The 26,687-nt window shown below is 37.3% G+C and carries 41 protein-coding genes; 7 read left to right on the forward strand and 34 right to left on the reverse strand.

The genetic code is table 11. The features are described 5' to 3' along the window. Window positions 1–146: 146 nt before the first annotated feature. Window positions 147–326, reverse strand: coding sequence for a hypothetical protein (locus AC4GZ8_RS22365; RefSeq protein WP_491084123.1), 180 nt, complete (start codon window positions 324–326; stop codon window positions 147–149). Window positions 327–436: 110 nt separating this feature from the next. On the opposite strand from AC4GZ8_RS22365, the gene pdaB reads away from it, so the two are divergent. Continuing rightward, a complete protein-coding gene (gene pdaB / locus AC4GZ8_RS22370; RefSeq protein ID WP_491084124.1) occupies window positions 437–1,201 on the forward strand; it encodes a polysaccharide deacetylase family sporulation protein PdaB in 765 nt (254 codons plus the stop codon). Window positions 1,202–1,248: 47 nt separating this feature from the next. On the opposite strand, the gene AC4GZ8_RS22375 is transcribed toward pdaB, so the two are convergent. Next, a complete protein-coding gene (locus AC4GZ8_RS22375) occupies window positions 1,249–1,854 on the reverse strand; it encodes a KinB-signaling pathway activation protein (RefSeq protein ID WP_491084125.1) in 606 nt (201 codons plus the stop codon). Between the two features lie 148 nt (window positions 1,855–2,002). Between AC4GZ8_RS22375 and gerD the strand changes: the two genes are divergently transcribed. After that, window positions 2,003–2,644, forward strand: coding sequence for a spore germination lipoprotein GerD (gene gerD / locus AC4GZ8_RS22380; protein WP_491084126.1), 642 nt, complete (start codon window positions 2,003–2,005; stop codon window positions 2,642–2,644). A gap of 161 nt (window positions 2,645–2,805) precedes the next feature. Here the strand turns inward: gerD and AC4GZ8_RS22385 are convergent, their stop codons facing one another. The 3 genes from AC4GZ8_RS22385 to AC4GZ8_RS22395 form a co-directional block, all read right to left on the reverse strand. Then, on the reverse strand, window positions 2,806–3,867 hold the full coding sequence (locus tag AC4GZ8_RS22385) for an Mrp/NBP35 family ATP-binding protein (protein WP_491084127.1): 1,062 nt from the start codon (window positions 3,865–3,867) through the stop codon (window positions 2,806–2,808). A 78-nt stretch (window positions 3,868–3,945) separates the two neighbouring features. Then, window positions 3,946–4,659, reverse strand: coding sequence for an N-acetylmuramoyl-L-alanine amidase CwlD (gene cwlD, locus AC4GZ8_RS22390; protein WP_491084128.1), 714 nt, complete (start codon window positions 4,657–4,659; stop codon window positions 3,946–3,948). A 74-nt stretch (window positions 4,660–4,733) separates the two neighbouring features. Continuing rightward, window positions 4,734–5,171: a DUF2521 family protein gene (locus AC4GZ8_RS22395; protein ID WP_491084129.1), complete on the reverse strand. Its 438-nt coding sequence runs from the start codon at window positions 5,169–5,171 to the stop codon at window positions 4,734–4,736. A gap of 219 nt (window positions 5,172–5,390) precedes the next feature. On the opposite strand from AC4GZ8_RS22395, the gene AC4GZ8_RS22400 reads away from it, so the two are divergent. The 4 genes from AC4GZ8_RS22400 to AC4GZ8_RS22415 all read left to right on the forward strand — a co-directional run bounded on the left by AC4GZ8_RS22400 (window position 5,391) and on the right by AC4GZ8_RS22415 (window position 8,514). Next, on the forward strand, window positions 5,391–6,146 hold the full coding sequence (locus AC4GZ8_RS22400) for a uracil-DNA glycosylase family protein (protein ID WP_491084130.1): 756 nt from the start codon (window positions 5,391–5,393) through the stop codon (window positions 6,144–6,146). Between the two features lie 73 nt (window positions 6,147–6,219). Then, window positions 6,220–6,522, forward strand: coding sequence for a DUF5634 family protein (locus AC4GZ8_RS22405; RefSeq protein ID WP_491084131.1), 303 nt, complete (start codon window positions 6,220–6,222; stop codon window positions 6,520–6,522). Window positions 6,523–6,702: 180 nt separating this feature from the next. After that, complete coding sequence (locus AC4GZ8_RS22410) at window positions 6,703–7,005, forward strand: hypothetical protein (protein ID WP_491084132.1); 303 nt, start codon at window positions 6,703–6,705, stop codon at window positions 7,003–7,005. Window positions 7,006–7,509: 504 nt separating this feature from the next. Continuing rightward, entirely contained in the window at window positions 7,510–8,514 is a 1,005-nt protein-coding gene (locus AC4GZ8_RS22415) for a L,D-transpeptidase family protein (RefSeq protein ID WP_491084133.1), read from the forward strand. A gap of 166 nt (window positions 8,515–8,680) precedes the next feature. Here AC4GZ8_RS22415 and AC4GZ8_RS22420 read toward each other — a convergent pair whose 3' ends face one another. Beyond that, on the reverse strand, window positions 8,681–9,394 hold the full coding sequence (locus tag AC4GZ8_RS22420) for a hypothetical protein (protein ID WP_491084134.1): 714 nt from the start codon (window positions 9,392–9,394) through the stop codon (window positions 8,681–8,683). Window positions 9,395–9,959: 565 nt separating this feature from the next. Between AC4GZ8_RS22420 and ftsZ the strand changes: the two genes are divergently transcribed. After that, on the forward strand, window positions 9,960–11,126 hold the full coding sequence (ftsZ, locus tag AC4GZ8_RS22425) for a cell division protein FtsZ (RefSeq protein WP_491084135.1): 1,167 nt from the start codon (window positions 9,960–9,962) through the stop codon (window positions 11,124–11,126). 328 nt (window positions 11,127–11,454) lie between these two features. Here ftsZ and rpsI read toward each other — a convergent pair whose 3' ends face one another. From rpsI to rplP, 28 genes are all read right to left on the reverse strand, one after another. Next, entirely contained in the window at window positions 11,455–11,847 is a 393-nt protein-coding gene (rpsI, locus tag AC4GZ8_RS22430; protein ID WP_078433120.1) for a 30S ribosomal protein S9, read from the reverse strand. A gap of 21 nt (window positions 11,848–11,868) precedes the next feature. Continuing rightward, on the reverse strand, window positions 11,869–12,306 hold the full coding sequence (gene rplM, locus AC4GZ8_RS22435; RefSeq protein ID WP_078433119.1) for a 50S ribosomal protein L13: 438 nt from the start codon (window positions 12,304–12,306) through the stop codon (window positions 11,869–11,871). Between the two features lie 153 nt (window positions 12,307–12,459). Beyond that, window positions 12,460–13,200 carry a tRNA pseudouridine(38-40) synthase TruA gene (truA, locus tag AC4GZ8_RS22440; RefSeq protein WP_491084136.1) on the reverse strand — a complete coding sequence of 247 codons (741 nt, stop codon included), beginning with the start codon at window positions 13,198–13,200 and terminating at the stop codon, window positions 12,460–12,462. 10 nt (window positions 13,201–13,210) lie between these two features. Further along, the gene (locus AC4GZ8_RS22445; RefSeq protein ID WP_491084137.1) at window positions 13,211–14,008 is read right to left on the reverse strand and encodes an energy-coupling factor transporter transmembrane component T family protein; all 798 of its coding nucleotides are present in this window, start codon (window positions 14,006–14,008) and stop codon (window positions 13,211–13,213) included. Next, window positions 14,005–14,871 carry an energy-coupling factor ABC transporter ATP-binding protein gene (locus tag AC4GZ8_RS22450; protein ID WP_491084138.1) on the reverse strand — a complete coding sequence of 289 codons (867 nt, stop codon included), beginning with the start codon at window positions 14,869–14,871 and terminating at the stop codon, window positions 14,005–14,007. The genes AC4GZ8_RS22445 and AC4GZ8_RS22450 overlap by 4 nt, the downstream gene beginning before the upstream one ends. Further along, window positions 14,847–15,686, reverse strand: coding sequence for an energy-coupling factor ABC transporter ATP-binding protein (locus tag AC4GZ8_RS22455; RefSeq protein WP_491084139.1), 840 nt, complete (start codon window positions 15,684–15,686; stop codon window positions 14,847–14,849). Before AC4GZ8_RS22455 ends, AC4GZ8_RS22450 begins: the two co-directional genes overlap by 25 nt. Window positions 15,687–15,825: 139 nt before the next feature. Then, window positions 15,826–16,221, reverse strand: coding sequence for a 50S ribosomal protein L17 (gene rplQ, locus AC4GZ8_RS22460; RefSeq protein ID WP_491084140.1), 396 nt, complete (start codon window positions 16,219–16,221; stop codon window positions 15,826–15,828). Window positions 16,222–16,331: 110 nt separating this feature from the next. Beyond that, entirely contained in the window at window positions 16,332–17,276 is a 945-nt protein-coding gene (locus AC4GZ8_RS22465) for a DNA-directed RNA polymerase subunit alpha (RefSeq protein ID WP_299092079.1), read from the reverse strand. A gap of 181 nt (window positions 17,277–17,457) precedes the next feature. Beyond that, window positions 17,458–17,847 (reverse strand): 30S ribosomal protein S11, encoded by a 390-nt coding sequence (gene rpsK, locus AC4GZ8_RS22470; protein ID WP_095301377.1) that lies wholly within the window; start codon window positions 17,845–17,847, stop codon window positions 17,458–17,460. Between the two features lie 22 nt (window positions 17,848–17,869). Next, on the reverse strand, window positions 17,870–18,235 hold the full coding sequence (rpsM, locus tag AC4GZ8_RS22475; RefSeq protein ID WP_026561242.1) for a 30S ribosomal protein S13: 366 nt from the start codon (window positions 18,233–18,235) through the stop codon (window positions 17,870–17,872). Window positions 18,236–18,257: 22 nt separating this feature from the next. Then, window positions 18,258–18,371 carry a 50S ribosomal protein L36 gene (gene rpmJ, locus AC4GZ8_RS22480; RefSeq protein ID WP_003156543.1) on the reverse strand — a complete coding sequence of 38 codons (114 nt, stop codon included), beginning with the start codon at window positions 18,369–18,371 and terminating at the stop codon, window positions 18,258–18,260. A 36-nt stretch (window positions 18,372–18,407) separates the two neighbouring features. Next, window positions 18,408–18,626, reverse strand: coding sequence for a translation initiation factor IF-1 (gene infA, locus AC4GZ8_RS22485; RefSeq protein WP_003348578.1), 219 nt, complete (start codon window positions 18,624–18,626; stop codon window positions 18,408–18,410). 283 nt (window positions 18,627–18,909) lie between these two features. After that, window positions 18,910–19,656, reverse strand: a complete 747-nt coding sequence (gene map, locus AC4GZ8_RS22490) for a type I methionyl aminopeptidase (RefSeq protein ID WP_491084141.1) — start codon at window positions 19,654–19,656, stop codon at window positions 18,910–18,912. Continuing rightward, on the reverse strand, window positions 19,653–20,306 hold the full coding sequence (locus tag AC4GZ8_RS22495) for an adenylate kinase (RefSeq protein ID WP_491084142.1): 654 nt from the start codon (window positions 20,304–20,306) through the stop codon (window positions 19,653–19,655). Before AC4GZ8_RS22495 ends, map begins: the two co-directional genes overlap by 4 nt. Window positions 20,307–20,364: 58 nt before the next feature. Then, entirely contained in the window at window positions 20,365–21,657 is a 1,293-nt protein-coding gene (gene secY / locus AC4GZ8_RS22500; protein ID WP_491084143.1) for a preprotein translocase subunit SecY, read from the reverse strand. Further along, the gene (rplO, locus tag AC4GZ8_RS22505; protein ID WP_491084144.1) at window positions 21,657–22,097 is read right to left on the reverse strand and encodes a 50S ribosomal protein L15; all 441 of its coding nucleotides are present in this window, start codon (window positions 22,095–22,097) and stop codon (window positions 21,657–21,659) included. The genes secY and rplO overlap by 1 nt, the downstream gene beginning before the upstream one ends. A gap of 31 nt (window positions 22,098–22,128) precedes the next feature. Further along, window positions 22,129–22,311, reverse strand: a complete 183-nt coding sequence (gene rpmD / locus AC4GZ8_RS22510; RefSeq protein WP_026561237.1) for a 50S ribosomal protein L30 — start codon at window positions 22,309–22,311, stop codon at window positions 22,129–22,131. Between the two features lie 12 nt (window positions 22,312–22,323). Further along, window positions 22,324–22,824, reverse strand: coding sequence for a 30S ribosomal protein S5 (gene rpsE, locus AC4GZ8_RS22515; protein ID WP_491084145.1), 501 nt, complete (start codon window positions 22,822–22,824; stop codon window positions 22,324–22,326). 23 nt (window positions 22,825–22,847) lie between these two features. Continuing rightward, window positions 22,848–23,210, reverse strand: coding sequence for a 50S ribosomal protein L18 (rplR, locus tag AC4GZ8_RS22520; protein WP_491084146.1), 363 nt, complete (start codon window positions 23,208–23,210; stop codon window positions 22,848–22,850). Window positions 23,211–23,243: 33 nt separating this feature from the next. Further along, complete coding sequence (gene rplF / locus AC4GZ8_RS22525; RefSeq protein WP_491084147.1) at window positions 23,244–23,783, reverse strand: 50S ribosomal protein L6; 540 nt, start codon at window positions 23,781–23,783, stop codon at window positions 23,244–23,246. Window positions 23,784–23,813: 30 nt separating this feature from the next. Further along, on the reverse strand, window positions 23,814–24,212 hold the full coding sequence (gene rpsH / locus AC4GZ8_RS22530; RefSeq protein WP_098798313.1) for a 30S ribosomal protein S8: 399 nt from the start codon (window positions 24,210–24,212) through the stop codon (window positions 23,814–23,816). A 31-nt stretch (window positions 24,213–24,243) separates the two neighbouring features. Further along, complete coding sequence (gene rpsN, locus AC4GZ8_RS22535) at window positions 24,244–24,429, reverse strand: 30S ribosomal protein S14 (RefSeq protein WP_010285078.1); 186 nt, start codon at window positions 24,427–24,429, stop codon at window positions 24,244–24,246. A 24-nt stretch (window positions 24,430–24,453) separates the two neighbouring features. Continuing rightward, window positions 24,454–24,993, reverse strand: a complete 540-nt coding sequence (gene rplE, locus AC4GZ8_RS22540) for a 50S ribosomal protein L5 (protein WP_491084148.1) — start codon at window positions 24,991–24,993, stop codon at window positions 24,454–24,456. A 24-nt stretch (window positions 24,994–25,017) separates the two neighbouring features. Continuing rightward, window positions 25,018–25,329, reverse strand: a complete 312-nt coding sequence (gene rplX, locus AC4GZ8_RS22545) for a 50S ribosomal protein L24 (RefSeq protein WP_226530301.1) — start codon at window positions 25,327–25,329, stop codon at window positions 25,018–25,020. A gap of 37 nt (window positions 25,330–25,366) precedes the next feature. Next, on the reverse strand, window positions 25,367–25,735 hold the full coding sequence (rplN, locus tag AC4GZ8_RS22550; protein WP_026561230.1) for a 50S ribosomal protein L14: 369 nt from the start codon (window positions 25,733–25,735) through the stop codon (window positions 25,367–25,369). A gap of 39 nt (window positions 25,736–25,774) precedes the next feature. Continuing rightward, window positions 25,775–26,038: a 30S ribosomal protein S17 gene (gene rpsQ / locus AC4GZ8_RS22555; protein ID WP_491084149.1), complete on the reverse strand. Its 264-nt coding sequence runs from the start codon at window positions 26,036–26,038 to the stop codon at window positions 25,775–25,777. Window positions 26,039–26,058: 20 nt separating this feature from the next. Continuing rightward, window positions 26,059–26,262 carry a 50S ribosomal protein L29 gene (gene rpmC, locus AC4GZ8_RS22560; RefSeq protein WP_098798317.1) on the reverse strand — a complete coding sequence of 68 codons (204 nt, stop codon included), beginning with the start codon at window positions 26,260–26,262 and terminating at the stop codon, window positions 26,059–26,061. Then, entirely contained in the window at window positions 26,252–26,686 is a 435-nt protein-coding gene (rplP, locus tag AC4GZ8_RS22565) for a 50S ribosomal protein L16 (RefSeq protein WP_072581454.1), read from the reverse strand. Before rplP ends, rpmC begins: the two co-directional genes overlap by 11 nt. Between the last annotated feature and the right edge of the window lies 1 nt (window position 26,687).

Below are 26,687 nucleotides of genomic sequence, written 5' to 3' on the forward strand. Positions count from 1 at the left end.
GTTAGCCGTTCTCTCAGAAGCGACTTTATTAATATAACATCCACTCATTTGAATGTCAACTTCTTTTTTATTTTTTTGAAAGAAGTTTTTTCATCGCTCAGCAGCGACGTTTATTAATATAACACCTTTAAATAATAAGGTCAACATTAAATTTGAATTTTTTTTATGATATTAAACAAAACCTCTCTTCTTTCTTGAAGAGCTCTACCTTTTATCCGATTTGAGCTATCTGATACATCTAGAAGCTCATTAACTTCCTGGATTTCACGACTCAGTATACTTTCTAGCTCTATTCGTTCTTTCTCTTGAAATAAATAATACATCATATCGATACCTCCCCTAACATTCTTCCTAATTATTTTGTTTTCTAATCATTTTCATAAAAGACCAAGCATAGACTTGTCTAAAAGAGTATGTTGTTTTAAGGAGGATCCTTATGAATCAATTTCATGTCATTCATATGAAGAAAATTAAGCAACTCGCACTTATTATGCTAGCTGCATTTTTTACAGCGGGAATTTTATTTGTTGAAAACACATTAAACTACCCTGTATTCTCGACATCTGAAGGTCCTAAAGCTATCTATAGAGGTGAAACGAAGAATAGTGAAATTGCTTTAACCTTTGATATTAGTTGGGGAGATGTAAAAGCTGAAACTATTTTGGATACATTAAAAAAGCAAAACATTAATAATGCCACATTTTTTGTATCTGCTTCTTGGGCAGAAAGACATCCAGATGTTGTAAAACGAATAATAGAAGATGGACATCAAATAGGAAGCATGGGGTATAACTATACGGATTATCGAGATTTAGAGCCTAATGAAGTTAGAAAAGATCTCGCGATGGCTAAGGATGTATTTACACAATTAGGAATGAAGGACATTACATTACTTCGCCCTCCTAGTGGCGGATTTAACAAAGATGTTCTCAAAATAGCAGATCAACAAGGTTATACAGTCGTACACTACAGCATAGATTCTGAAGATTGGACTAATCCAGGGGTTGAGACCATAATTAACAACACTACCTCTACCATTAAAGGTGGAGACATTGTTCTCCTCCATGCATCTGACTCTGCAAAACAAACAGCTCAAGCATTACCTACAATTATTAAAGAAATAAGAAGCATGGGACTAAAAAATGTTAAAGTAGATGAGCTTATCGCAAATGCTGAAACAAAATCTTCTGAAGTAAAGTAAAACGATGGGATTTTTACAATCCTAGATAAAAAAAGAGCAGCTCAGTGCTAGCTCTTTTTTGATTGAATAAATTTAGGCAATACAAGTAGTTGATATGCGTTACAAATTTGCAAGGGAATAAGCATTAACAATAACCAATCTTCTTGATTAACTCGTAGAGCAGGAAACCACTCAATGACAGTTACAACAATCATGAAAAATAAAGCAGGTACAAATGCTTCCTTGTTCGTATCTCTTTTTTTAAAGAACGCAACAATCATTCCTACTACAAGTACATAGATAGCCAAAAGTAAATAAGGTGTATATGATTCACTCTCATTTGAAAATAATTGGTAGCGAAAATAAACTAAATCAAATAGGACAAAAATAATAAGAATGATCTGAGCGAAGTTCCATAGTGAAACAGATCTAAATATTCCCAAACCAAACCGATGTACCGTTAAGTATGCGAAAAAACCCATTTGACTAATGACGCTAAATATAAGTCCTACTCCAAATAACCAAAATAAAACAGAGAGAATCTCAACTACATCAAAACGTAAAAATAAATCTTTATATTCCGACCACTTCAGAAGAAAACCAATAATACCTGTTGTGATTCCTCCAACAAGCAGCGTACTTAAAAACAACCGTACCCAATTTCTACTATTCACGTTCATATCCTCCATCACATTACTCCATTTAGATTTTACCAATCCTTTTTAAAAAAAGCCATTTATGATTGCTATTTTCCTCGTATAAATTCTCTTATCTAAATCAAAATATAACTAGTAAGCCAATATGAAAGGAGCTTGGATTACCATGAAGAGATACTCGCTCCTCATGACTCTGATTATTTTCATTTTCGTGATGTCTGCCTGTGCCCCTAGAGAAGAATCAGGTACTCAGATGGACTATGAAGAAACAAAGAAAATGGTTGTCGATATACTTAAAACCGATGATGGTAAGAAAGCATTACAAGAAGTGATGAAAGACGAAGAAATGAAGCAGGTCCTAATTATGGATCAAAATGTTGTAAAAGAAACAATTGAAACAACAATGACATCAGACAAGGGAGCGAAATTTTGGCAAAAGGTCTTTGAAGACCCAAAGTTTGTTGAAAGTTTCGCAACAAGTATTAAAGATGAGCATGAAAAAGTAATCAAGGGATTGATGACAGATCCAGAATATCAAAAGATGTTAATTGATGTTTTAAAAGATCCCGAAATGGAAAAGAGCATGCTAGATACTGCAAAAAGTCAAGAGTTTAGAAAGCATCTACAAGATGTAGTAATGGAAACACTATCCAGTCCACTTTACAAGGCAAAAATTCAGGAAACCCTTTTAAAGGCTGCAGAAGAAATGGGTCAACAAGCTGGCGGAGGTCAGCAGCAGCAAGGCGGAGAACAAAGTGGTGGAGAGCAAGGTGGAGGCGGTGAAAGCGGCGGGGGCGGCGGAAGCTAACCTTTAACCTTACGCATCTCCAAATAAGAAAAACGCCAGGTGAAAAGGATCAGGGGGTAGAAATAGAAGGTGTATTTCACCTTCTATTTCTAAACACTAGAGCCCAGACACAAAACAAAGTAAAGATTTCTTAAATTAAAAAAAGCGCCGAAGGCGCTTTTTTATGATTTAACAGGTACTAACTTTATTACTTCTTGTCCAATGTTCGTATAAATTTGCCCAATTGGATGATCAGCCGCATATACAGAAGGTGCAAAATCATCCTCATTCCAGTCAGGCTGTTGTAAAGGAATTTTCCCTAATAACGGCACTCTTAACTCTTCAGCTAGTTTTTCTCCACCACCACGTCCAAAAACATATTCCTTTTCTCCTGTTTTAGCACTTTCAAAATACGCCATGTTTTCTAGTACTCCAATGATTTCATGGTCTGTTTTAAGCGCCATAGCTCCAGCTCTTGCTGCTACAAAAGCAGCAGTTGGGTGCGGTGTGGAGACAATAATTTCTTTACAAGCAGGCAACATAGAGTGAACATCTAAAGCAACATCTCCAGTTCCAGGAGGTAAATCTAAAAGAAGATAGTCAAGGTCACCCCATTCAACTTCAGTAAAGAAATTATTTAACATCTTCCCTAACATCGGTCCTCTCCAAATGACAGGTGCATTATCTTCTACAAAGAATCCCATTGAAATTACTTTCACTCCAAATCTTTCAACAGGAATGATCTTTTCACCCTTAACTTCCGGGCGTTTCGCAATGCCCATCATATCAGGCACACTAAATCCATAAATATCAGCATCGATTAATCCGACCTTCTTGCCAAGGCGTGCTAAAGCAACAGCTAAGTTTACAGATACTGTTGATTTACCAACTCCACCTTTTCCACTAGCAATTGCAACAAATGTTGTTTTATTTCCTGGTGATAATAGGGAAGTTGATTCTCCGGCATTTGTGTCTTGATACGCCGAAATCGTCTCTTGCGGAAGTTCATGAAAGCGAAGGCCCACTGAGTCCGCTCCCTGTTCTTTTACTAAAGCAACTATTTGCTGTTGTAATTGAAGTTGTTCGGCTGTATTTATTTTTGAAATACCGATTCTTAAACTAACATGTTGTTTCTCTTGTTTTATCTTTATTTCCTCTATTGCATGTAACTCTTCTAATGATATATGTAAGAAAGGATCCTTAAGTTGTCCGATTACTGTGCGTAGTACTTCTTCTTTTAACATACTATTCCACCCTTATCATGAAGTCGTTTCCATTAGTATACCATATTTTATTTAGAAGGTAGAATTAGTGCGGCCACATCAGTCTGGTGGATTTTCCTCGTTTGAAAAATACCTTAGAACCCCATTATAAATAGATGCAGCAACTTTCTCTTGATATACCTTTTTAGAAAGCAGCTTTTCTTCTTCCGGATTAGATAAAAAGCCGACTTCTACTAATGCACCAGGTTTTTCGACATTTTTAAGGAGGTATACACCATCTATCGGCTTTGCTACTCTATTTGTATTTTCAAGATTTTTCCTTAACTCATCTTGAATATATTTTGCAATATGTTCATTTTCTATATATCTTCCATTATAAAATGTTTGTGCTCCACTCCATCTAGATGAAGGAATTGCATTAAGATGGATACTTAAATATAAATCAGCTTCAGACTCATTAATAATGTTTACCCGTTTTTTTAAGTCTTCCCCTTTTCGGCGGCTATACCCCTTTGTATTTTCATCAGCAAGGTCTACGTCCTCATCTCTAGTAAGTAGCACAAGTGCACCTTGTTCTTGAAGATAATCTCTTATGATCAACGAAATACTCAGTGAGATATCCTTTTCTAAAGTATTACTACCAACAGCACCACCATCCGGGCCTCCATGACCTGGGTCAATATATATAACTTTTCCTGTTAATGGTAAGTTCCATGAATCCCAAGAATTATTATTTGTAAATTGCCATTGAAATAAAATTAATAACATGATAAAGCCACTGATAAAAGCCACCCATTTTATCTTCTTTTTCATCTCATTCCCTCCTGCTCGTCCTTAGGTTAAATATATGGGACAACCGGAAGGAATATGATAAAGTTCGTTCGTTTTTAATGAAGCCTTAATTTATATCTCTTCTCACCTTTTGTATACCCTTGCTCCCACCACGAATGGATATAATACTCACAGGACAGGAAAAGTTCTTCAATTGACAAGTCTCCCTCTTTTATTTTTCCCCAAGTCATTAAATAATCAAATAGGTCATCAATTAACCTTTTCTCTTCAAATTGACATCGTTTATTTGCGGATTGCATTGATTCTCCGTAATAACCAAACCGACTATACTTTGCACCTAATAAGAATGCCTCTATAGCAAAATCAATACAGCCGTCTTCAATAATTGTCTTTTTAAACTTTCCTTCAAAGCTTCTAAAGCAATCATCAATTTTTGTTTTAATCTCTGTTAAGTTTAATTCTCTAAGCATTTTTCTTTCATATTTTAGTTCTTTTTGATGTCTCTTTTGCTTTAAAGAAATGATCTCAGTCATTACTAATGCCTCCCTTTCTATTTATTATCAAACAGTCCTTTTTTATCATTCGGTAAATGTCTTCCAATTTCACCTCAGAAGGGATGGATTGGCAATAGTTGAGAAATAAAAATATTTCCCAAGAAATGAACTATATAAAAATTTTGCACACAAAAATTTCACATGCGAAACCTGCATGATACAGAACATAAACTATCTATTATTAATTGGGAGATGAAAATGAAACAACCAAAATTCGAATTCTTTTTACCCGCTATCCAAACACTCGATATAACGAAACCATTAACAAAACAGGATTTATTAATAGACACATTTTTAATCGAACAAGAAAATGAATTGGCGATGTATTATTCACCACATAACGAATATATAAATGATCAAGCAAAACTCATTATCATCGGAATCACACCTGGATGGAATCAAATGAAGGTAGCGTTTGAAGAAATTAGACACTGCTTAGATTCTAAACAAAAATTCACAGTGGAGCAGATGTTAGGACAAGCTAAAAAGGCTGCGAGCTTTTCCGGAACTATGCGGAAGAATTTACTCAATATGCTTGACCAATGTGGTATTTCACAAATTCTTCATGTTGAAAACTCAGCCTCTTTGTTTGAAGAACAAAGACATTTTATCCATACAACTTCTGTTATAAAGTATCCTGTGTTCTATAAGAATAAAAACTATACTGGACACCAGCCCAAAGTAGAACATTCTCAACTTTTAACAACATATGCCTACGAAGTATTTATCGAAGAGATAAACCGAATGAAAAGTCCTGCACTTATCATTCCTTTGGGAAAAATGGTTGAAGAGATTATAAAGAATATCCTTATAAGCGGAAGACTCACCGAGCATGTTTATTTATTTGGGTTTCCCCATCCATCTGGTGCAAATGGACACCGAATAAAACAATTCAAACAAAACAAAGCCCTTTTCACGTCAATCATTCGAAAATGGGAAAGGAAACTATTTTAATTTCTAATTTTCATGATGAAAATACAGCATGACAGACATATTAAGAATAAACAAAAGAAAGGACGATAAAAACATGGAATATACTAATCGAAATGAAGTCGTAAGAAACCTTCAACAAGCATTCCAACCATTGGTGGATAAATATGGTATAGAGGATATTGGTGTATTCGAAGAGCAAGGACAAAAGAACCAATATCATATGGGATACACAATAAGAAAAGAAGGAAAAACCTATATGGTACATACTCCTTTCTTAAAAAATGAGAATGGTCAGTTGACACCCAGCAATGATGGATGGACCATTGAAACAGATGAACCTGACACAGAGGATATGAGTGGGTATAAGGGAATAGATGAGGCTTTACGTTCTCTTTAGGATTAAAGAGGAGAATATTTCCTCCTTTCAATCTAAGCTACTAATAAAATAGAATAAAATCCACATACTACTTTTAATGATACGGTTTATCTTTCTGGTTGATTAATCAAATGATAGAAGACTGTTGGCGGAAAAATAAATCCTAAGAGACAGATATTTTCAAAAAAGGAGTAATGATTTTTGGAAAACAACGATGAACAATATACTGATTTTTCAAATGTCGAGACACAAAGAACATTTTTAACGGCAGAGGAATATCCAGAGGGTCCCTTCGGTTCACCAGAAGGAAAAACAGAACCTGTTAAGAATAAGGAAACCCCATGGAAACATGGACAACAATACTATAGTAACTTTGCATATGAGGACCGAAATTTCCACGAAGACTTACCTAGACAAGACCCAGGAGCACATCCAACACACGATGAAAAAAGCAAAGAAACCGAAGAACCATATAATGACGCTAGTAATAGTAGAAATAATTAAAAAAAGACATCTTGATGATGTCTTTTTTAATACTCGAATAATTGCCTATTTTTCCTCTGAATGCCCCTATTCTTCTTACCTTCTACCAAACCATAAAGAAAAGTGAATTTTATTGCGGTATCTATTATACAAATCAAATGGCCCTTTTGCACAAGGTTGACCTAGAGGTATCATTTCGTTGGATCACGATAAAGTAAATATGTTTCAAAGGCATCTAAATCACTTCAAATTTATTATTACTTGCTTTCCATTATAAATAAAAAGACAGTAAACAAAACTAAGTTTACTCAAGTGTTTGTATAGACTGCAGCCGCAACAATTGTGTTGTGGTTTTTTGAATTTATAATTTTTTGTTTAACTCCCTTCCTCTGATTCCTTTTTCAACCACAAAACAGTTCCGAAAACATTGTAATTATTTTGAAAAATATTTGTAATCTTTCGAAACATAATTAATCTTTCCTTCGTTTTATAAATTGAATACAACTTCAAAGGGGGAGGAATAAGTTGATAAAAAAATGGTTTATCGTTTTTGCTTTGGCATTTCTAACGTTTTTTAGTTTACATGTACCCTCTAGTTCTGCAGCAAGTAACAAATTTATCATCATTAACAAAGCAAACAATCAACTTGCATACTACGAAAACAGTCAGTTGAAAAAAGTGTTTAAGGTGGGTACAGGTAGAAGTCAATCGTTAACACCAGAAGGCAGATTTAAAATTGTAAACAAGATTAAGAATCGCCCATACTACACCGACAATATTCCAGGTGGCGACCCACGAAATCCGCTAGGCAACAGATGGCTTGGATTAAATGCCAGAGGAACATGGGGAACAACTTACGCCATCCACGGCAATAATAACCCAAATTCGATTGGCAGCTATGTAAGTGCCGGCTGTATCCGTATGTACGACCATGAAGTAGAGTGGTTATTCGATCAAGTACCAGTAAATACTCCAGTCATCATCACTAGCTCCAATAAATCTTTTCATTCAATTGCCTCAGCTTATGGATATAAAGTAAATGCAAACTCCAAAACACAAGACGTTCCAGTTATATCAGATGGGTCTATATTAAAAAGAGGAAGCAAAGGGCATGCAGTCCAAGAGCTTCAAAGAAAACTAACTTCTCTCGGTTTTAACACAAAGGGCATAGATGGTATTTTCGGCCCAGCCACTGAAAAGGCAGTGCGCCAATTTCAAAAAGCTCGTAACTTAACAGTAGATGGTATTGTTGGTCCCCAAACAAGAAGAGCACTTGGTGGAAATACAGGATCCAATTCATCATCTCCTGATACAGGTGTACACTCAATTATTATTCTCAAATTAGGCAGTCGAGGTACGGAAGTAAGAGAACTCCAACGAATCCTAACTACTCAAGGTTACAACACAAAGGGCGTAGATGGTATTTTCGGACCGAACACAGATCATTCCGTCCGACAATTTCAAAAAGCACACGGATTAGTTGTAGATGGTATTGTTGGTCCTGCAACAAAAAAAGCACTTGGAAGATAAATAACAACTAGGTAGAGATACTCTACCTAGTTGATTAAACTTTGGAAAGTTCTTATAGTTAAATGACTAGTAATTACATAGGGGCTCAACTAGGACCTATCTTTAAAACATTTAAAACTAAAAATTAAAACAAAATGACACACAAAAAGAGCCTTAATAAAACACCTTATTTCCGGAATAAGGAGAGAATCCTCCTCAAGTTCCAATTGATTTGAGGTTTTTGTATCGTATCTTCTAAACGTTTATTAAAGTCATTTTGTGCACGCCATTCTTTTTTCTGTTCTTCTCGCATATATTGTATTTCTTTTTGTAAGAGTTCACTTTTTTGTTTTTCTAGTTGCAGCAATGTTTCGTAATGAATCTTTTGGTGCTCAGTTAATTTTTCAATTTTAACATGAGTTTTTTGTGCTGAATTTCCAATACTAGAACTTATAGCATGATGATCTTGCTGGAGCTGAGAAACCTTTGTTTTTAGCTGAGACATTCCATTTGTCAATTCGATATTCATTTCACGTGTTGCTGCAAGTTCCTTGGCTAAAAACGTTAATATCTCTTTTAATTGATCGGAATCTTGGAGGGGATTGTCATGTGTATCGGGTATCGATACCTCTGTTCCATTTGGCCATTCCAATTTTTCTTTCTGTTGATACACAAGGTCTTTGGCTGTATCGTCTAAGGGTTTACTCGTATCGCGTAACGCTATGATCGCTTCGATGTCCGATTGAACAAAGATTCGCCGATCTCCTTCTTTTAAAAACTCATATCCGTTTCTCTCTAATATTTGGCCATACTTTCGAACAGTGGGCGTTGCAATCCCTACTTCTTCTGCCACTTCCTTGGAAGAAAAAGCACGTTCATTTTGTTGTATATCGCGTCTCATATCAAACCTCCATTTCTCTTACATTACTAGGTTTTTAAATGTATGTACAAGCTATATCGCCCAGCGATACAACATACCAAAAACGATTTGCCCTTTCTTGAAGAATCATTTAAACGAGGAATTTAATTGTCCTAATTTTAACAAGCACACCACTTTAGATTGATTAGAGTTGCGAATTCCTTTAGTTGTATAACGCTTAATCGATCTTCATTAAATGGCAATTGGGCTCTATTTCTCATTCCTTTGAGTAGATCGCCCGATACAATAGATGTATCATTTATGAGGATTGATATAGGCTTATACTATTTATTATATCGTTTAGAGATCATCATTTGAAAGAGTAAGTTATTCCCCCATTCTCCTGTGACCTTAATCCTATTACGTATATCATAGTGTATTTCGTCGTTTTTCTATACAATGTTACATTATTTTTTCCCTATTACACCATATAAAGATCTATCCTTACTATACAAAAACGCCAAAAAACTTCGAATAATATAAATAAGGCTTTGTGCTCTCACTAAAGCAGTTAGAACTCAAGGAGAAAAATGGGGAGGAATGATTCATGTACGGTTTTGATACAAATATAGACCAATTCGCCTCGATCAAAGTCATCGGTGTTGGTGGCGGAGGAAATAATGCAGTAAATCGCATGATCGAAGACGGAGTGGAAGGTGTAGAATTTATTGCTGTTAATACAGATGCTCAAGCTCTTAATCAATCAAAAGCAGGAATTAAGATGCAAATTGGCACAACATTAACTAGAGGTTTAGGAGCAGGGGCAAATCCGGAAATTGGGAAAAGAGCCGTGGATGAAAGTAAAGAACAAATCCAAGAAGTATTACAGGGTGCAGACATGGTTTTTGTTACTGCAGGTATGGGCGGTGGTACAGGCACAGGGGCAGCGCCCGCCATTGCTAAAATCTCTCGTAAGCTCGGTGCCCTCACAATTGGAGTTGTCACACGGCCGTTTAAATTTGAAGGTACCAAGCGCGCAGCAAATGCTACAGATGGAATTAATGAAATGAGGGAATCCGTTGATACCTTAATTATTATTCCAAACGATCGCTTGTTAGAGATTGTAGATAAAAAAACACATATGATTGATGCATTTCGAGAAGCAGACAGTGTTCTTCGGCAAGGTGTTCAGGGAATTTCCGACTTGATTGCTGTACCAGGCTTAATCAATCTCGATTTTGCTGATGTTAAAACAGTCATGTCCCATAAAGGAACCGCCTTAATGGGTATTGGTATTGCCTCAGGTGAAAACCGCGCTGCTGAAGCTGCACAAAAAGCTATAAATAGCCCGTTACTGGAAACATCTATCAATGGAGCTAAAGGTGTAATTATGAATATTACTGGCGGGCGAAACCTAAGTCTTTATGAGGTCCAGATGGCAGCCGATATGGTTTCCTCTGCAGCACACGAGGAATTGAATATGATTTTCGGTTCAGTCATTAACGAAAATCTAAAGGAAGAAATTATCGTAACTGTGATTGCTACCGGATTTACAGAACAAGAGGCGCCGATAGTCAAATCAACCAATAATCCGACAACTGAAACGAACTCTAATGTCTATCAACAAGAACAACCTATACATTCTGAGACCTTAAGATCTGAGCCAATCAAGATTGAACAAGCAAATCACAATGATCATCAAGAATTCGAATATCCAGAAGAATCATTGGATATTCCAGCATTTTTCCGTAAACGAAAAAAAAGATTTACATAAGAGAAGCCCAAGGCGCAGGAGCTGAATGTCCTGCGCTTATTTACAGTCCCTAGATTTTATATCCTAAACAGAACAAAAGCGCAAGCGCCTTGAACAGGCTAGGGCAAATAAGATGTAAATGAAGAGAAGAAATACTTGTCTTCTCTTCATTTCATTTTGGCTAGACACTAGAGGAAGTTAAATTCGCTACGTACTGTCGCATTGACTACACTTGCACATTCCGTGCTTTGAAGCTGGATGCCGTAAGCTTATCCACAAGAATTTTTTCATTTCCTAGACAATAAAAAAGACCCCCAACCTGTCGGTTGAGAGCCTTTGAAGCACCAAATTAACGTTTTGAGAACTGAGGTGCACGACGAGCGCCTTTAAGACCGTATTTTTTACGTTCTTTCATACGAGCGTCACGAGTTAATAGACCAGCGCGCTTAAGTGATGCACGGTATTCTGGATCTGCTTCTAATAAAGCACGAGAAATACCATGACGGATAGCGCCTGCTTGACCTGCATATCCACCACCTGAAACATTTACAAGTACATCATAGCTACCTGCAGTTTCAGTTAAGTTTAATGGTTGTTTAATATCTTCGATTAGTGCTGCTGATGGGATATATTCTTTAATATCACGACTATTTACAACAATACGACCTTCGCCTGGAACTAAACGTACACGTGCTACTGAGCTTTTACGACGGCCTGTACCGTAATATTGAACCTGTGCCAAATTAATAACCTCCTCTTATAATTATCCGCGAAGTTCGTAAACTTCTGGTTGTTGTGCTTGGTGTGGATGTTCGCTACCAGCATATACATGTAATTTTTTAGCCATTTGACGACCTAAAGAACCTTTTGGAAGCATACCTTTGATTGCTAATTCAAGCATTTTCTCAGGATAGTTCGTGCGCATTTCTAATGCAGTTCTTGATTTTAATCCGCCAGGGAATTGGCTGTGACGGTAATAAATTTTATCAGTTAATTTTTTACCAGTTAATTCGATTTTCTCAGCGTTGATTAGAATTACATGATCTCCAGTGTCAACGTGTGGTGTGTAAGTTGGTTTGTGCTTACCACGTAGAATAGATGCAACTTCACTTGCAAGGCGACCTAAAGTTTTGCCTTCAGCATCTACTACGTACCATTTACGTTCGATATTTGCAGCGTTTGCCATAAACGTTGTACGCATATGTGTTTTCCTCCTAAATATTAAAATAAAAATGGTTCCTATTCTATTTCATAACACGATAAGTTTCCGGGGCTTATTCGTGGGGTTGAAATACATACCATTAGATATGATATACCGTATAGAACCTAATGTCAAGGGAATGTTACACCTGGTTTAGTTGTCATAATAAACTTTCCATAAATATAATCCATGACCTGGTGCTGTCTTTCCACTTAGATTTCTGTCTTTCCCTTCAAGAATATAAGGGATTTGATCAGGTGTTTTTTTGCCTTGTCCTACTTCTAATAAAGTTCCCATTAAAATTCGAACCATATTATAAAGGAAACCATTCCCTGTAAAACAAAAAATAAGGTCGGTTCCTTTTTCCACTATTTCTATCGAGTAAATGGTTCTAACCTTATCTTCTACTTCTGTTTTCGCTACACAAAAACTAGTAAAATCATGTGTACCGCAGAGGTGGAGACAGGCTTGCCTCATTGAATCAAGATCTAATTTATACGGAAAATGATAGGTGTAATCTCTTTTAAAAACATCTATCATTTTTTGAGTTGATAGTTTATAACGATATTCCTTTTTTATTGCATCAAATCGTGCATGGAATTGATCTGCGACATGCTCAGCTTCCAAAACGACTATATCATTTGGCAAGAGACTATTTAGTGCATATGGCCACTTCTCAGGAGGAATTGTTAATGTAGTATCAAAGTGAATAACCTGCCCTACTGCATGTACATAAGCGTCGGTTCTGCCTGACGCATGTATTCTAATTGATTGGCCTCTATGAAGCTTCTTTAGCGCAGCTTCTATTTCACTCTGTACTGTCCTTTTATTCGGTTGTACTTGATAGCCACTAAAATGTGTACCATCATAGGATACAATACATTTAACCCTCATCTTCTTACTCCTACGTTCGTAAATATAGTAACGCCAGCCCTAGCATGACCAAAAACACAAGAAATGTTGTGTCTGCAAGTCCCCATTGTAATTGTCGAAGCTTTGTTCTTCCTTCTCCACCTCTATATCCACGAGCCTCCATCGCTGTAGCGAGCTCTTCTGCACGCTTAAATGCGCTAATAAACAATGGGACGAGTAAAGGTACTATTGACTTAAATCTGTCCTTTATAGGCCCTCCTGTGAAGTCTACGCCCCTTGCCATTTGTGCCTTTAGGATTTTATCTGTTTCTTCCATTAAAGTTGGAATAAATCTTAATGAAATTGACATCATCAGAGCAAGCTCATGTACAGGTAGCCCCACTTTTTTTAGAGGTCCTAAGAGACTCTCCATCCCATCTGTTATTTCAATAGGTGTTGTCGTTAACGTCAAGATTGTAGTGATTAAAATTAAATAGAGGAAACGAAGGGATATATAAATCCCCTGGATTAACCCTTCTTCATATATTTTAAAGAACCCTAGATCCAATAGTACATTTCCTTCTTTTGTCACAATCAGATGCAGAAAGAAAGTAAACAGAATAATCCATAAAACAGGTTTAAGTCCTCTAATTAAAAATCGGATCGGTAATTTTGTCATAAATACAATGAGGAAGGTGTAAAGCCCCAAAAGGATATACGTAAATATGTTATTGGCAAAAAAGACGATAAAGACAAAAGCAAATATCATAATTAACTTTGCCCTAGGATCCATTCGATGAACAGGAGAATCACCCGGTACATACTTACCGATAATCATACTATCCATCATAGATGTTCCACCTCTTTCATAAGACCTTTAATTTGTATTACAGCCTCATCAAGAGTGAGAGGAATTTCATCGAAAGCCATACCTTTAGCCTTTAACTTTTGTTGAAACTTGACAGTTTCAGGTAAATCTAAGCCAAAAGAAGCAAGCTTTTCTCCTTGGCTATAGACCTCTTTAGGCGTTCCCCTCATAGCAACTGTGCCTTTATGCATCACAATCATTTCATCAGAGTATTTTGCAGCATCTTCCATACTATGAGTAACCAGTATGATTGTAAGATTTCTTTCCTCTTTGAGTCGATAAAATAAATCCATCATTTCTTTACGTCCTTTAGGATCTAGTCCTGCTGTCGGTTCATCCAATACAAGCACATCAGGACCCATCGCTATAACACCAGCAATAGCTACCCTTCTCATTTGTCCGCCACTTAGGTCAAACGGCGACTTCTGAAGGACAGATTCTGGTAAACCAACAAGATGTAATGACTCCCTTGCTCTTTCATATGCTTCCTTCTCATTTACACCAAAGTTCATTGGTCCAAACGCAATATCCTTCTCAACTGTTTCCTCAAATAGCTGATGCTCTGGAAACTGAAAAACAATTCCTACTAACCTTCTTACTTCTTTTAAATTCTTTTGTTTTTTACCAGCTTCAATGACGTGTTCCCCAATGTGAATAGAACCTTCCGTTGGCTTTAACAATCCATTTAAATGTTGTAGTATTGTTGATTTACCAGAACCGGTGTGCCCAATAATAGAAACGTAAGATCCGTTTTTAATGGATAAATTCACATCATAAAGGGCCAATTTTTCAAATGGTGTACGAGCTTGATACCGATGCTCTACATTTTTGAATGTAATGTCCATAGCTCATTCACCAACCCTTCTTCAGTTAAATGATTATCCTTTATCGGAATACCTGCTTCTTTTAGTCTTTTGCTTAATTGCAATGGAAATGGTAAATCTAAGCCAATCCTCACCAATTGATCATCTAATTTAAAAATCTCATCAGGAGTGCCTTCTGCAAACTTTTTTCCACCATTCATCACAATGATTCTATCTGCCTTTGAAGCCTCTTCTAAATCATGGGTAATGGATATAACTGTTAACTCACTATGTTCATTAAGTTCCCTAACCGTATGAATAACTTCTTCTCTGCCGATTGGATCTAACATTGAAGTTGCTTCATCCAAGATAATAATATCAGGCTGAACAGCAATGACACTAGCAATCGCAACTCGCTGCTTTTGGCCACCTGAAAGATGATGTGGCTCATGTTCTAGAAATTGATCCATTTTTACCTTCTTTGTTGCCCAATCAATTTTTTTGACCATTACGTCTCTAGAAACGCCATTATTCTCTAAACCAAATGCTACATCATCTCTTACAGTTGTTCCAACAAATTGATTATCTGGATTCTGAAATACCATTCCCACATGCTTGCGTATATCCCAAACTGTATCTTTTGTTAATTCAATACCGCAAACCTGAATCTTCCCCTTATCAGGTATATATAATCCATTTAAGATTCTTGCTAATGTGGATTTTCCAGACCCATTATGTCCAACGATTGCAAGCCATTCTCCCTTATTAACGTGGATAGAAACATCATCTAATGCAGGAGCGGTCGTTTGGTCATAATGAAATGTAATATTTTCCACATTGATGATTGTCTCACTCATCACTCGTCTCTCCTAATCTTTCTTGCTAATAACAAAAGCACAAGCGCCTTGAACTGACTCTAATCCAATATATATATGATCATATAAAAAAAGGGCATTGATCCAGTTATGAAACTGTCACGCCCTTGTGATACATATATTAAACTAATTCAATGATGACCATTGGAGCACCGTCTCCGCGACGAGGTCCAAGTTTCATAATACGAGTGTAACCACCTTGACGGTCTTCGTAACGTGGAGCGATATCACTGAAAAGTTTTTCTAAAGCATATTTTGGTTTGTCCTTTTCTTTACCTTCTTCAGTTGTAACAGATACAACCTCAGCAACTTCGTTACGTACATATGCTGCAGCTAAGCGACGTGCATGAAGGTCTCCGCGTTTACCTAGTGTAATCATCTTTTCAACAGTAGAGCGTAATTCTTTCGCACGAGCCTCTGTTGTTTCGATACGTTCACTAATGATTAGATCAGTAGTTAAGTCACGAAGCATAGCTTTACGACCAGCACTAGTACGGCCTAATTTTCTGTATGACATGAGATGTCCCCTCCTTCATTGTATAATGAATGTTATTCATGGATTTATAGGCTAAAAGCTATTTTCTAATAATAGCATACGAAAACGCTAGTTTTGTTACAAACTAGTCATCAGTCGTCTTTTCGAAGACCTAAACCTAGTTCTTCTAATTTCGCCTTAACTTCTTCTAAAGATTTACGACCTAGATTTCGAACCTTCATCATGTCTTCTTCTGTTTTATGAGCAAGCTCTTGTACGGTATTAATACCAGCACGTTTTAAACAGTTGTAAGAACGAACAGATAGGTCTAACTCTTCAATCGTCATCTCTAGAACTTTTTCTTTCTGATCCTCTTCTTTTTCCACCATTATTTCTGCATTTTGAGCTTCATCTGTTAGCCCTACAAAAATATTTAAGTGTTCAGTAAGGATCTTTGAACCAAGAGCAATCGCCTCTTTTGGCCCAGTACTACCATCTGTCCATACATCAAGAGTTAGCTTATCATAGTTAGCTACTTGACCTACACGAGTTTTCTCCACTTGGTAAGAAACACGTGCAACTGGAGTATAAATCGAATCGATTGGAATAACACCAATTGGCTGGTCTTCTCTTTTGTTTGAATCAGCTGGTGTGTAACCACGTCCACGCTTAGCTGTAAGCCTCATTCTGAAGCTTGCATCTGAAGCAAGAGTAGCAATATGAAGATCTGGATTCAGAATTTCTACATCACTATCATGAGTAATATCTGATGCAGTTACACTACCTTCGCCTTGAACATCAATTTCTAGCGTCTTTTCTTCATCTGAATAGATTTTAAGAGCAAGCTTTTTAATGTTTAAGATAATCGAAGTAACATCTTCAACAACACCTTCGATCGTTGAAAACTCATGAAGTACGCCATCTATTTGGATCGATGTTACAGCGGCACCAGGGAGTGAGGATAAAAGAATACGACGTAAGGAGTTACCCAAAGTTGTACCATATCCACGCTCAAGTGGCTCGACGACGAATTTACCATACTTGGCATCATCGCTGATTTCAACCGTTTCGATTTTTGGTTTTTCAATTTCTATCATCTATAAACCCTCCTTCAAAACGTCGAAACCCCGGCTAGACAAAACAAAGTACTAAACGTCTAACCGAAATTCCCCATTCAAAAGTTCCCGAATGTGCACAACAACAGAGTGAATTCTGCTAGAACTTATATACTGTATCATAACCCATTATTGACAGGGATACAAAATCTATACAGAAAATTTACACACGACGACGTTTTGGTGGACGGCATCCATTATGTGGAACTGGAGTAACGTCTCTAATTGCAGTTACTTCAAGACCTGCAGCTTGTAGTGAACGGATTGCAGCTTCACGTCCTGCACCTGGTCCTTTAACTGTAACTTCTAGAGTTTTTAAGCCGTGTTCCATAGATGCTTTTGCAGCTGTTTCTGCAGCCATTTGTGCAGCGAAAGGAGTAGATTTACGAGAACCTCTAAAACCTAACGCACCAGCACTTGACCAAGAAATTGCATTACCATGAGTGTCAGTAATAGTAACGATCGTGTTGTTAAAAGTTGAACGAATATGTGCAACTCCACTTTCAATATTCTTTTTCACACGACGTTTACGAGTGTTCGTTTTACGTGCCATTATTGGTTAACCTCCTTTTACCTTATTTTTTCTTGTTTGCTACAGTACGACGTGGTCCTTTACGTGTACGAGCATTGTTTTTCGTGTTTTGTCCGCGAACTGGTAAGCCACGACGGTGACGGATACCACGGAATGAACCGATCTCGATTAAACGTTTAATGTTAAGAGAAACTTCACGACGAAGGTCACCTTCAACTTTAAGCTTATCGATTACATCACGAATTTTTCCTAACTCTTCTTCTGTTAAATCACGTACACGAGTATCTTCAGAAACACCAGCTTCAGCTAACACTTTCTGAGCAGTAGAGCGTCCGATCCCGAAAATATATGTTAATGAAATCACAACACGTTTGTCGCGAGGAATATCAACACCTGCAATACGAGCCATTATGCTTGCACCTCCTTATATATTAACCTTGTTTTTGCTTATGTTTAGGATTCTCACAAATAACCATGACTTTGCCTTTTCTGCGAATGACTTTACATTTTTCACAAATCGGTTTAACAGATGGTCTGACTTTCATGATTTTAATACCTCCTTAGTAGTACGGAGTGCTAAATTATTTAAAACGGTACGTAATTCTGCCACGAGTTAAATCATATGGAGATAATTCTACCGTAACTTTGTCTCCTGGTAAAATACGAATAAAATGCATGCGAATCTTTCCGGATACATGCGCTAAAACCGTATGACCGTTCTCTAGTTCTACCTTAAACATTGCATTTGGTAATGTTTCAACAACAGTTCCTTCAACTTCAATTACATCATCTTTCGCCATTGAACTGTTCTCCCTTCTTCAAATCAGTAACTTGCTCATCGACAAACTTCCATTTGTCACACGACATGTTTCCATTATACTGTCTGAACTTCTGGAGATACGCTAATTAGTAATTCTTGATGATGAACATCCCTTAAATCAGAGAGAGAAACCTTCGTTTTTCTCCGTCAACAAAACGAATTCCGTATCAATAGGCGTAATCAATAGCTCATCCAATCAGTGCTAGACAAGCACTTACACCAGAAATGGAAGTCCCGATCATAATAAGCAATGTCACCTTCATTTACTCTTTTGTCAGAATCTCAAATCCATTTTCAGTAATAGCAATTGTATGCTCAAAATGAGCACAATACTTACCATCCACTGTAACAACAGTCCAATCATCTGCCAACGTTTTAACATATCGAGTACCTGCATTAACCATAGGTTCAATCGCTAATACCATACCTGGTTTTAATCTAGGTCCTTTGTTCGGTGGACCATAATGCGGAATTTGAGGATCTTCATGTAAATCTTGCCCGACTCCATGACCAACATATTCCCGAACAACTGAAAAACCATGTTGTTCAACAAATGTTTGAATAGCATGAGAGATATTAGACAATCTAACTCCTGACTTTGCTTCCTCTAAGCCTCTAAATAATGATTCTTCTGTTACATCTAACAGTCTTTGAGCTTCTTCGGAAATTTCGCCAACAGCATATGTCCAAGCAGAGTCACCATGGTATCCATTGTATTTCGCACCAATGTCGATACTAATGATATCCCCTTCATTTAATACGCGGTCACCCGGTATCCCGTGAACAAGTTCTTCATTAACTGAAGCACATATGCTTCCGCGGAAACCATTATACCCTTTAAAAGAAGGAATTGCATCATTTGCACGAATAAACTTTTCGGCAATTGCATCCAATTCTTTTGTTGTAATGCCAGGTTTAATATGTTTTTTTAACTCTTTATGAGTCAAAGCAACAATACGGCCAGCTTCACGCATAATATCAAGTTCACGCTGAGTCTTACAAATGATCATGCACCTAGTCCTCCAACCAGTTGATCAACATCATTAAAAACCTTGTTAATATCTTGCTCACCATCTATATTTCTTAAATAACCTTTTTCGTTATAGAAGTCTAATAGAGGTTGAGTTTGTTGAAGGTTAACTTCTAAACGATTAGCAACTGTTTCTTCGTTATCATCTGCACGTTGGTATAGCTCTCCACCGCATTTATCACACTTGCCTTCATTAGCAGGCGGGTTAAATACTAAGTGGTAAGTTGCACCACACTGTTTACAGATTCGACGACCTGTTAAACGCTCCATTAAGATATCTTTGTTAACTTGGATGTTAATAACGTAATCAATCTGTTTGTTAAGCTCTGATAGAATTCCCTCAAGCGCATCTGCCTGAGCTACTGTTCTAGGAAAACCATCTAAAAGAAAACCTTTTTGACAATCATTCTTGCCTAAACGCTCGCGAACAATACCAATTGTTACTTCATCAGGTACCAATTCACCTTTGTCGATGAAAGATTTTGCTTGTAGACCTAGTTCTGTTTCTTCTTTCATAGCAGCTCTGAACATATCTCCTGTAGAGATATGAGGGATGTTGTATTTTTCTACAATACGTTCAGCTTGAGTACCTTTACCAGCACCTGGAAGACCCATCAATACTAGATTCATTTGTATTCCCCCCTCAGTCTCTATTTAGAGGGAATGGGAAGGTTTTCCCATATCCTCATTATTTAATAAAGCCTTTATAATGACGTTTCACTAACTGACTTTCAAGTTGTTTCATCGTTTCTAGGGCAACCCCAACAACGATAAGTAAACTTGTTCCACCAATCTGTGCAGATTGTGGTAGATCAGCAAATTCAATAAAGAAAACAGGAAGAACAGCTATAGCTGCTAAGAAAAGAGAACCAACAAAAGTTAAACGATATAATACCTTTGTAACATATTCCTGAGTACTCTTACCCGGACGTATTCCAGGAATATATCCGCCTTGTTTCTTCAAGTTTTCAGCCATTTGTTCAGGATTTACTTGAACAAATGTATAGAAATATGTGAAAGCAATTATTAAAGCGATGTAGATAATCATACCTACAGGCTGTGTGTAGTCAAAGGTTTTCTGTATCCAATCAGTCACATCGTTTGGACCAAAGAATGCTGCAATTGTTGGTGGTGTAATAATAAACGACACTGCAAAAATAACAGGAATTACACCAGCAGGATTCACTTTTAATGGGAGATGAGTTGTATGTCCTCCACCCATATTCTTGTTACTGGATCCTTTTGCATATTGAATTGGTATTTTACGAAGTGCTTGTTGAATAAAGATTACTCCAACCACAACGGCTAAAATTGCTAATATTAGAATGGCAACCGTTACGATTTTTATAAATAGTTGGTCACCTGCATCTTCAAATTGTTGTGCATAAATTTGGTTAACAGTTGAGGGAATTCCTGCAACAATCCCAGCAAAGATGATAATGGAAATACCATTTCCAACACCTTTTGAAGTGATTTGTTCTCCTAACCACATCAAGAATGCTGTACCAGCAGTTAAGACAATCGCAATTAATAAGTATGTTCCAATACCTGGATTTTGAATTAACATCCCACCTGACTGGGTATTAAATCCATAGGACATACCTAACGCCTGGATGAAACCTAATATTATTGTAAAGTATCTTGTAAATTGAGCAAGTTTCCGTCGCCCAACTTCACCTTGTTTTGACCATTCGGTAAACTTCGGCACAACATCCATCTGTAGTAGCTGGACGATGATCGAAGCTGTGATGTACGGCATAATCCCCATTGCAAGAATAGAGAAGTTATAAAGTGCACCACCACCGAAGGTGTTAAGAATTCCGAATACATTTAGTTCATCCTGAGCCCTTAATACATCAGCATTAACATTCGGCACAGGAATGAACGTTCCAATACGAAATACAACTAACATTAAAAGGGTGAATATGATCTTACTTCTAATATCACCCACGCGCATAAAATTGGAGATTGTTTTAAACATTAGATCACCTCAGCTGTACCGCCAGCAGATTCAATAGCTTCTTTAGCAGAAGCTGAGAACTTGTTAGCTTTTACAGTAAGTTTTTTCTCTAACTGACCGTTACCAAGGATTTTAACACCAGATTTTACGTTACTTACAACACCTGATTCAAGTAAGAATTCTGGAGTAACCTCTGTGCCATCTTCAAAACGGTTTAGGACATCAAGATTTACAATTGCATAGTCCTTGCGGTTAATGTTTGTAAATCCACGTTTAGGTAAGCGTTGGAACAAAGGAGTTTGACCACCTTCGAATCCTGGACGAACTCCACCACCAGAACGAGCATTTTGTCCTTTATGACCTTTACCAGCTGTTTTACCGTTACCAGAACCGATACCACGACCTACACGATTACGTGTTTTACGTGAACCTTCTGCTGGTTTCAACTCATGAAGTTTCATCGGGACACCTCCTTATTTATTTATGTTTCAATTATTGTTCTTTAACTGTAACTAAGTGAGCAACTTTATTAATCATACCGCGAATCGCAGGATTATCTTCTTGGACTACAGTTTGATGCAACTTTTTAAGGCCAAGTGTTTTAACAGTAATACGTTGGTCTTCAGGACGACCAATTACACTGCGAGTGAGGGTAATTTCTAACTTATTCGCCATTGTTTTCCCTCCTTATCCTAACAGTTCTTCTACCGTTTTTCCACGTAACTTCGCAACTTCTTCAGCACTCTTTAGTTCTTTTAATCCAGAAATTGTTGCACGAATCATGTTAATTGGAGTATTTGAACCTAAAGATTTTGAAAGAATATCTGCTACACCTGCTAACTCAAGTACCGCACGAACAGGTCCTCCCGCGATAACTCCAGTACCTTCAGATGCAGGTTTTAAAAGGATGTTCCCAGCACCAAACTGACCGATAACTTGGTGAGGAATCGTTGTACCTACCATAGGTACCTCGATTAAGTTTTTCTTAGCATCCTCAATTGCTTTACGGATCGCTTCTGGTACCTCTTGAGCTTTACCAGTACCAAAACCTACATGACCGTTTTTATCACCTACAACAACTAGTGCTGCAAAGCGGAAACGACGACCACCTTTAACAACTTTAGCAACGCGGTTTACAGTAACAACGCGTTCTTCAAGCTCTAATTTGTTTGGATCAATACGACGCATTCTTTATGTCCCTCCTTTTGCGATTAAAATTCAAGTCCAGCCTCACGAGCAGCTTCAGCTAGAGCCTTAATACGACCATGGTATAGATATCCACCGCGATCAAATACTACAGTTTTTACACCTTTATCGATAGCACGTTTAGCTACTAATTCTCCTACCTTAGAAGCAGCGTCAACATTGCTCTTAGTATCTAAGTTTAGTTCTTTATCTAAAGTAGATGCACTTACTAAAGTAACTGAGTTAGTATCATCAATTACTTGAGCATAAATGTGTTGGTTTGAACGATATACGTTTAAACGAGGACGTACAGCAGTGCCTGTTAATTTGGCACGAACACGAGCGTGTCTCTTTTTACGTACAGCATTTTTATCAGCTTTAGTAATCATTTAGGTCACTCCTTTCTTATCATCTAGGCGATATTACTTCGCAGTTTTACCTTCTTTACGACGTACATGTTCACCTTCATAGCGAATACCTTTACCTTTATAAGGCTCTGGTGGACGAACGTCACGAATATTAGCTGCAATTGCACCAACACGTTCTTTATCAGTTCCTTTTACAAGAACTTTTGTTTGTGAAGGTACTTCAATTTCAATACCAGATTCAGGTGTGATTTCAACAGGGTGTGAGTAACCAACGTTAAGAACTAATTTGTTTCCAGATTTTGATGCACGGTAACCTACACCGATAAGTTCTAAACCTCTTTCAAATCCTTTAGAAACACCTTCAACCATGTTACCTAATAGACTACGAGTTGTACCGTGTAATGCACGGTGTTCCTTCGCATCTGAAGGACGAGTAACAGTTAATACATTATCTTCAATAACGATTTTCATATCAGGGTTGAATGTACGACTTAATTCACCTTTAGGTCCTTTAACTGTTACAGTATTATCATCAGCGATGTTAATTGTAACACCAGCAGGGATTTCAAGTAATTTCTTACCAATACGAGACATTCATTACACCTCCATTCTTTTTTGAACTTATTACCAAACGTATGCTAATACTTCTCCACCAGTTTGTTTTGCACGAGCTTCTTTGTCAGTCAAAACACCTTGAGAAGTTGAAACGATCGCAATACCTAATCCGTTAAGTACACGTGGTACTTCTCCAGCTTTTGCGTAAACGCGTAGACCTGGTTTACTAATTCTTTTAAGACCAGTGATTACACGCTCATTGTTTGCACCGTATTTTAAGAAAATACGAATGATACCTTGTTTGTTATCTTCTACATATTCAACATCACGTACGAAACCTTCACGTTTAAGAATTTCTGCAATTTCCTTTTTGATTGTAGATGCAGGAAACTCAAGTTTTTCGTGACGTACCATATTCGCATTACGAATGCGAGTAAGCATATCTGCAATAGGATCTGTCATAACCATTACTAAATAACCTCCTTCCCGTTTTACGGTTTTACCAGCTAGCTTTTTTCACGCCTGGAATTTGACCTTTATAAGCAAGTTCACGGAAACAAATACGGCAAAGCTTAAATTTGCGTAGTACAGAGTGTGGACGTCCGCAGCGTTCGCAACGAGTGTACTCTTGTACTTTAAATTTTTGCGTGCGTTTTTGCTTAGCAATCATTGATTTTTTAGCCACAATTTCGCCTCCCTTTACTAGCGATTATTTTTGAAACGGCATTCCGAACTGAGTTAATAGTTCGCGTGCTTCTTCATCAGTATTCGCAGTTGTTACGATAACGATATCCATACCACGAACTTTGTTTACTTTATCATAATCAATCTCAGGGAAGATTAATTGCTCTTTCACACCAAGAGTGTAGTTTCCACGGCCATCAAAAGATTTTTTTGATACACCACGGAAGTCACGAACACGTGGTAATGAAACAGAGATTAATTTATCTAAGAATTGGTACATACGCTCACCGCGAAGTGTAACTTTTGCACCGATTGGCATACCTTCACGAAGACGGAAGCCTGCGATTGATTTTTTTGCTTTTGTTACAACAGGTTTTTGACCAGTGATTTGAGTTAACTCTTCTACAGCTACATCTAAAGCTTTTGAGTTTGAAACTGCATCACCAACACCCATGTTGATAACGATTTTCTCAATTTTTGGAGCTTGCATTACTGATTTATATGAGAACTTCTTCATTAATGAAGGAGTGATTTCGTTTTGATACTTTTCTTTAAGGCGGTTCATCTATATACCTCCCTTCCTGATTTACTATTTATCTAAAGTTTCACCAGATTTTTTTGCTACACGTACCTTTTTACCGTCAACCACTTTATAACCAACACGAGTTGGTTCACCAGATTTAGGATCAAGTGGCATAACATTTGATACATGGATAGGTGCCTCTTGGTTTAAGATTCCACCTTGTGGATTAGCTTGAGAAGGTTTAGCGTGTTTTTTCACGATGTTAATACCTTCTACAAGAACACGATCTTTTTTAGGATAAGAAGCAAGAACAACACCTTGTTTACCTTTATCCTTACCAGAGATAACCATTACTTTATCACCTTTTTTAACATGCATCCTCGTTGCACCTCCTTAGTAAGGCAATCGAAATTTATTATAGAACTTCTGGAGCTAAAGAAACGATTTTCATGAAGTTGTTTTCGCGTAGTTCACGAGCAACTGGTCCGAAAATACGAGTACCACGAGGGCCTTTGTCATCACGAATGATAACACATGCATTTTCGTCAAATTTGATGTAAGAACCATCTGAACGACGAGCACCACTCTTCGTACGAACGATTACTGCTTTAACAACATCACCTTTTTTGACAACGCCACCTGGTGTTGCTTGTTTTACCGTACAAACAATAACATCACCGATATTAGCAGTTTTACGACCAGAACCACCTAATACTTTGATTGTTAATACTTCACGAGCACCAGAGTTGTCAGCAACTTTTAAACGAGATTCTTGTTGGATCACTTATGTTACCTCCCTTCGGAATTAACTATCCGAACAATATTAAATAATGATAGCTTCTTCAACAACTTCTACTAAACGGAAACGTTTTGTAGCAGATAATGGACGAGTTTCCATGATCTTAACGATATCGCCAGTTTTAGCTTGGTTGTTTTCATCATGAGCTTTGAATTTCTTAGAGTATTTTACACGTTTACCGTATAGTGGATGTGTTTTGTATGTTTCAACAAGAACTGTGATAGTTTTATCCATTTTGTCAGAAACAACACGACCAGTATACACTTTACGTTGGTTACGTTCACTCATTCGGTAAACCTCCTCTCTTATTAACGATTATTAGCAGCGAGCTCTCTTTCACGGATAACAGTTTTCATACGAGCGATCGATTTACGAACTTCACGGATGCGAGCAGTGTTTTCTAATTGTCCTGTCGCTAATTGAAAGCGAAGGTTGAATAACTCTTCTTTAAGAGATTTTACTTTTTGTTCAATTTCAGCAGTGGTTAGGTCACGGATTTCATTAGCTTTCATTTGATTCACCACCAATTTCTTCACGTTTTACGAATTTCGTTTTGATCGGTAATTTATGAGAAGCTAAACGTAATGCTTCACGTGCTACCTCTTCAGAAACACCTGAGATTTCAAACATTACTTTACCTGGTTTTACAACTGCTACCCAACCTTCTGGAGCACCTTTACCAGATCCCATACGAACCTCTAGAGGTTTTGCAGTATAAGGCTTAGAAGGGAAGATTTTAATCCAAACTTTTCCGCCACGTTTCATATAACGTGTCATCGCGATACGAGCAGCTTCAATTTGGCGGTTTGTGATCCATGAAGCTTCTAAAGCTTGAATCCCGTACTCACCGAAGTGTACTTCAGTACCGCCTTTAGCGCGACCGCGCATTTTTCCACGGTGCTCTCTGCGATATTTTACGCGTTTTGGCAATAACATA

It is taken from the genome of Metabacillus sp. RB-C-LZQ-3-1, assembly GCF_058315175.1.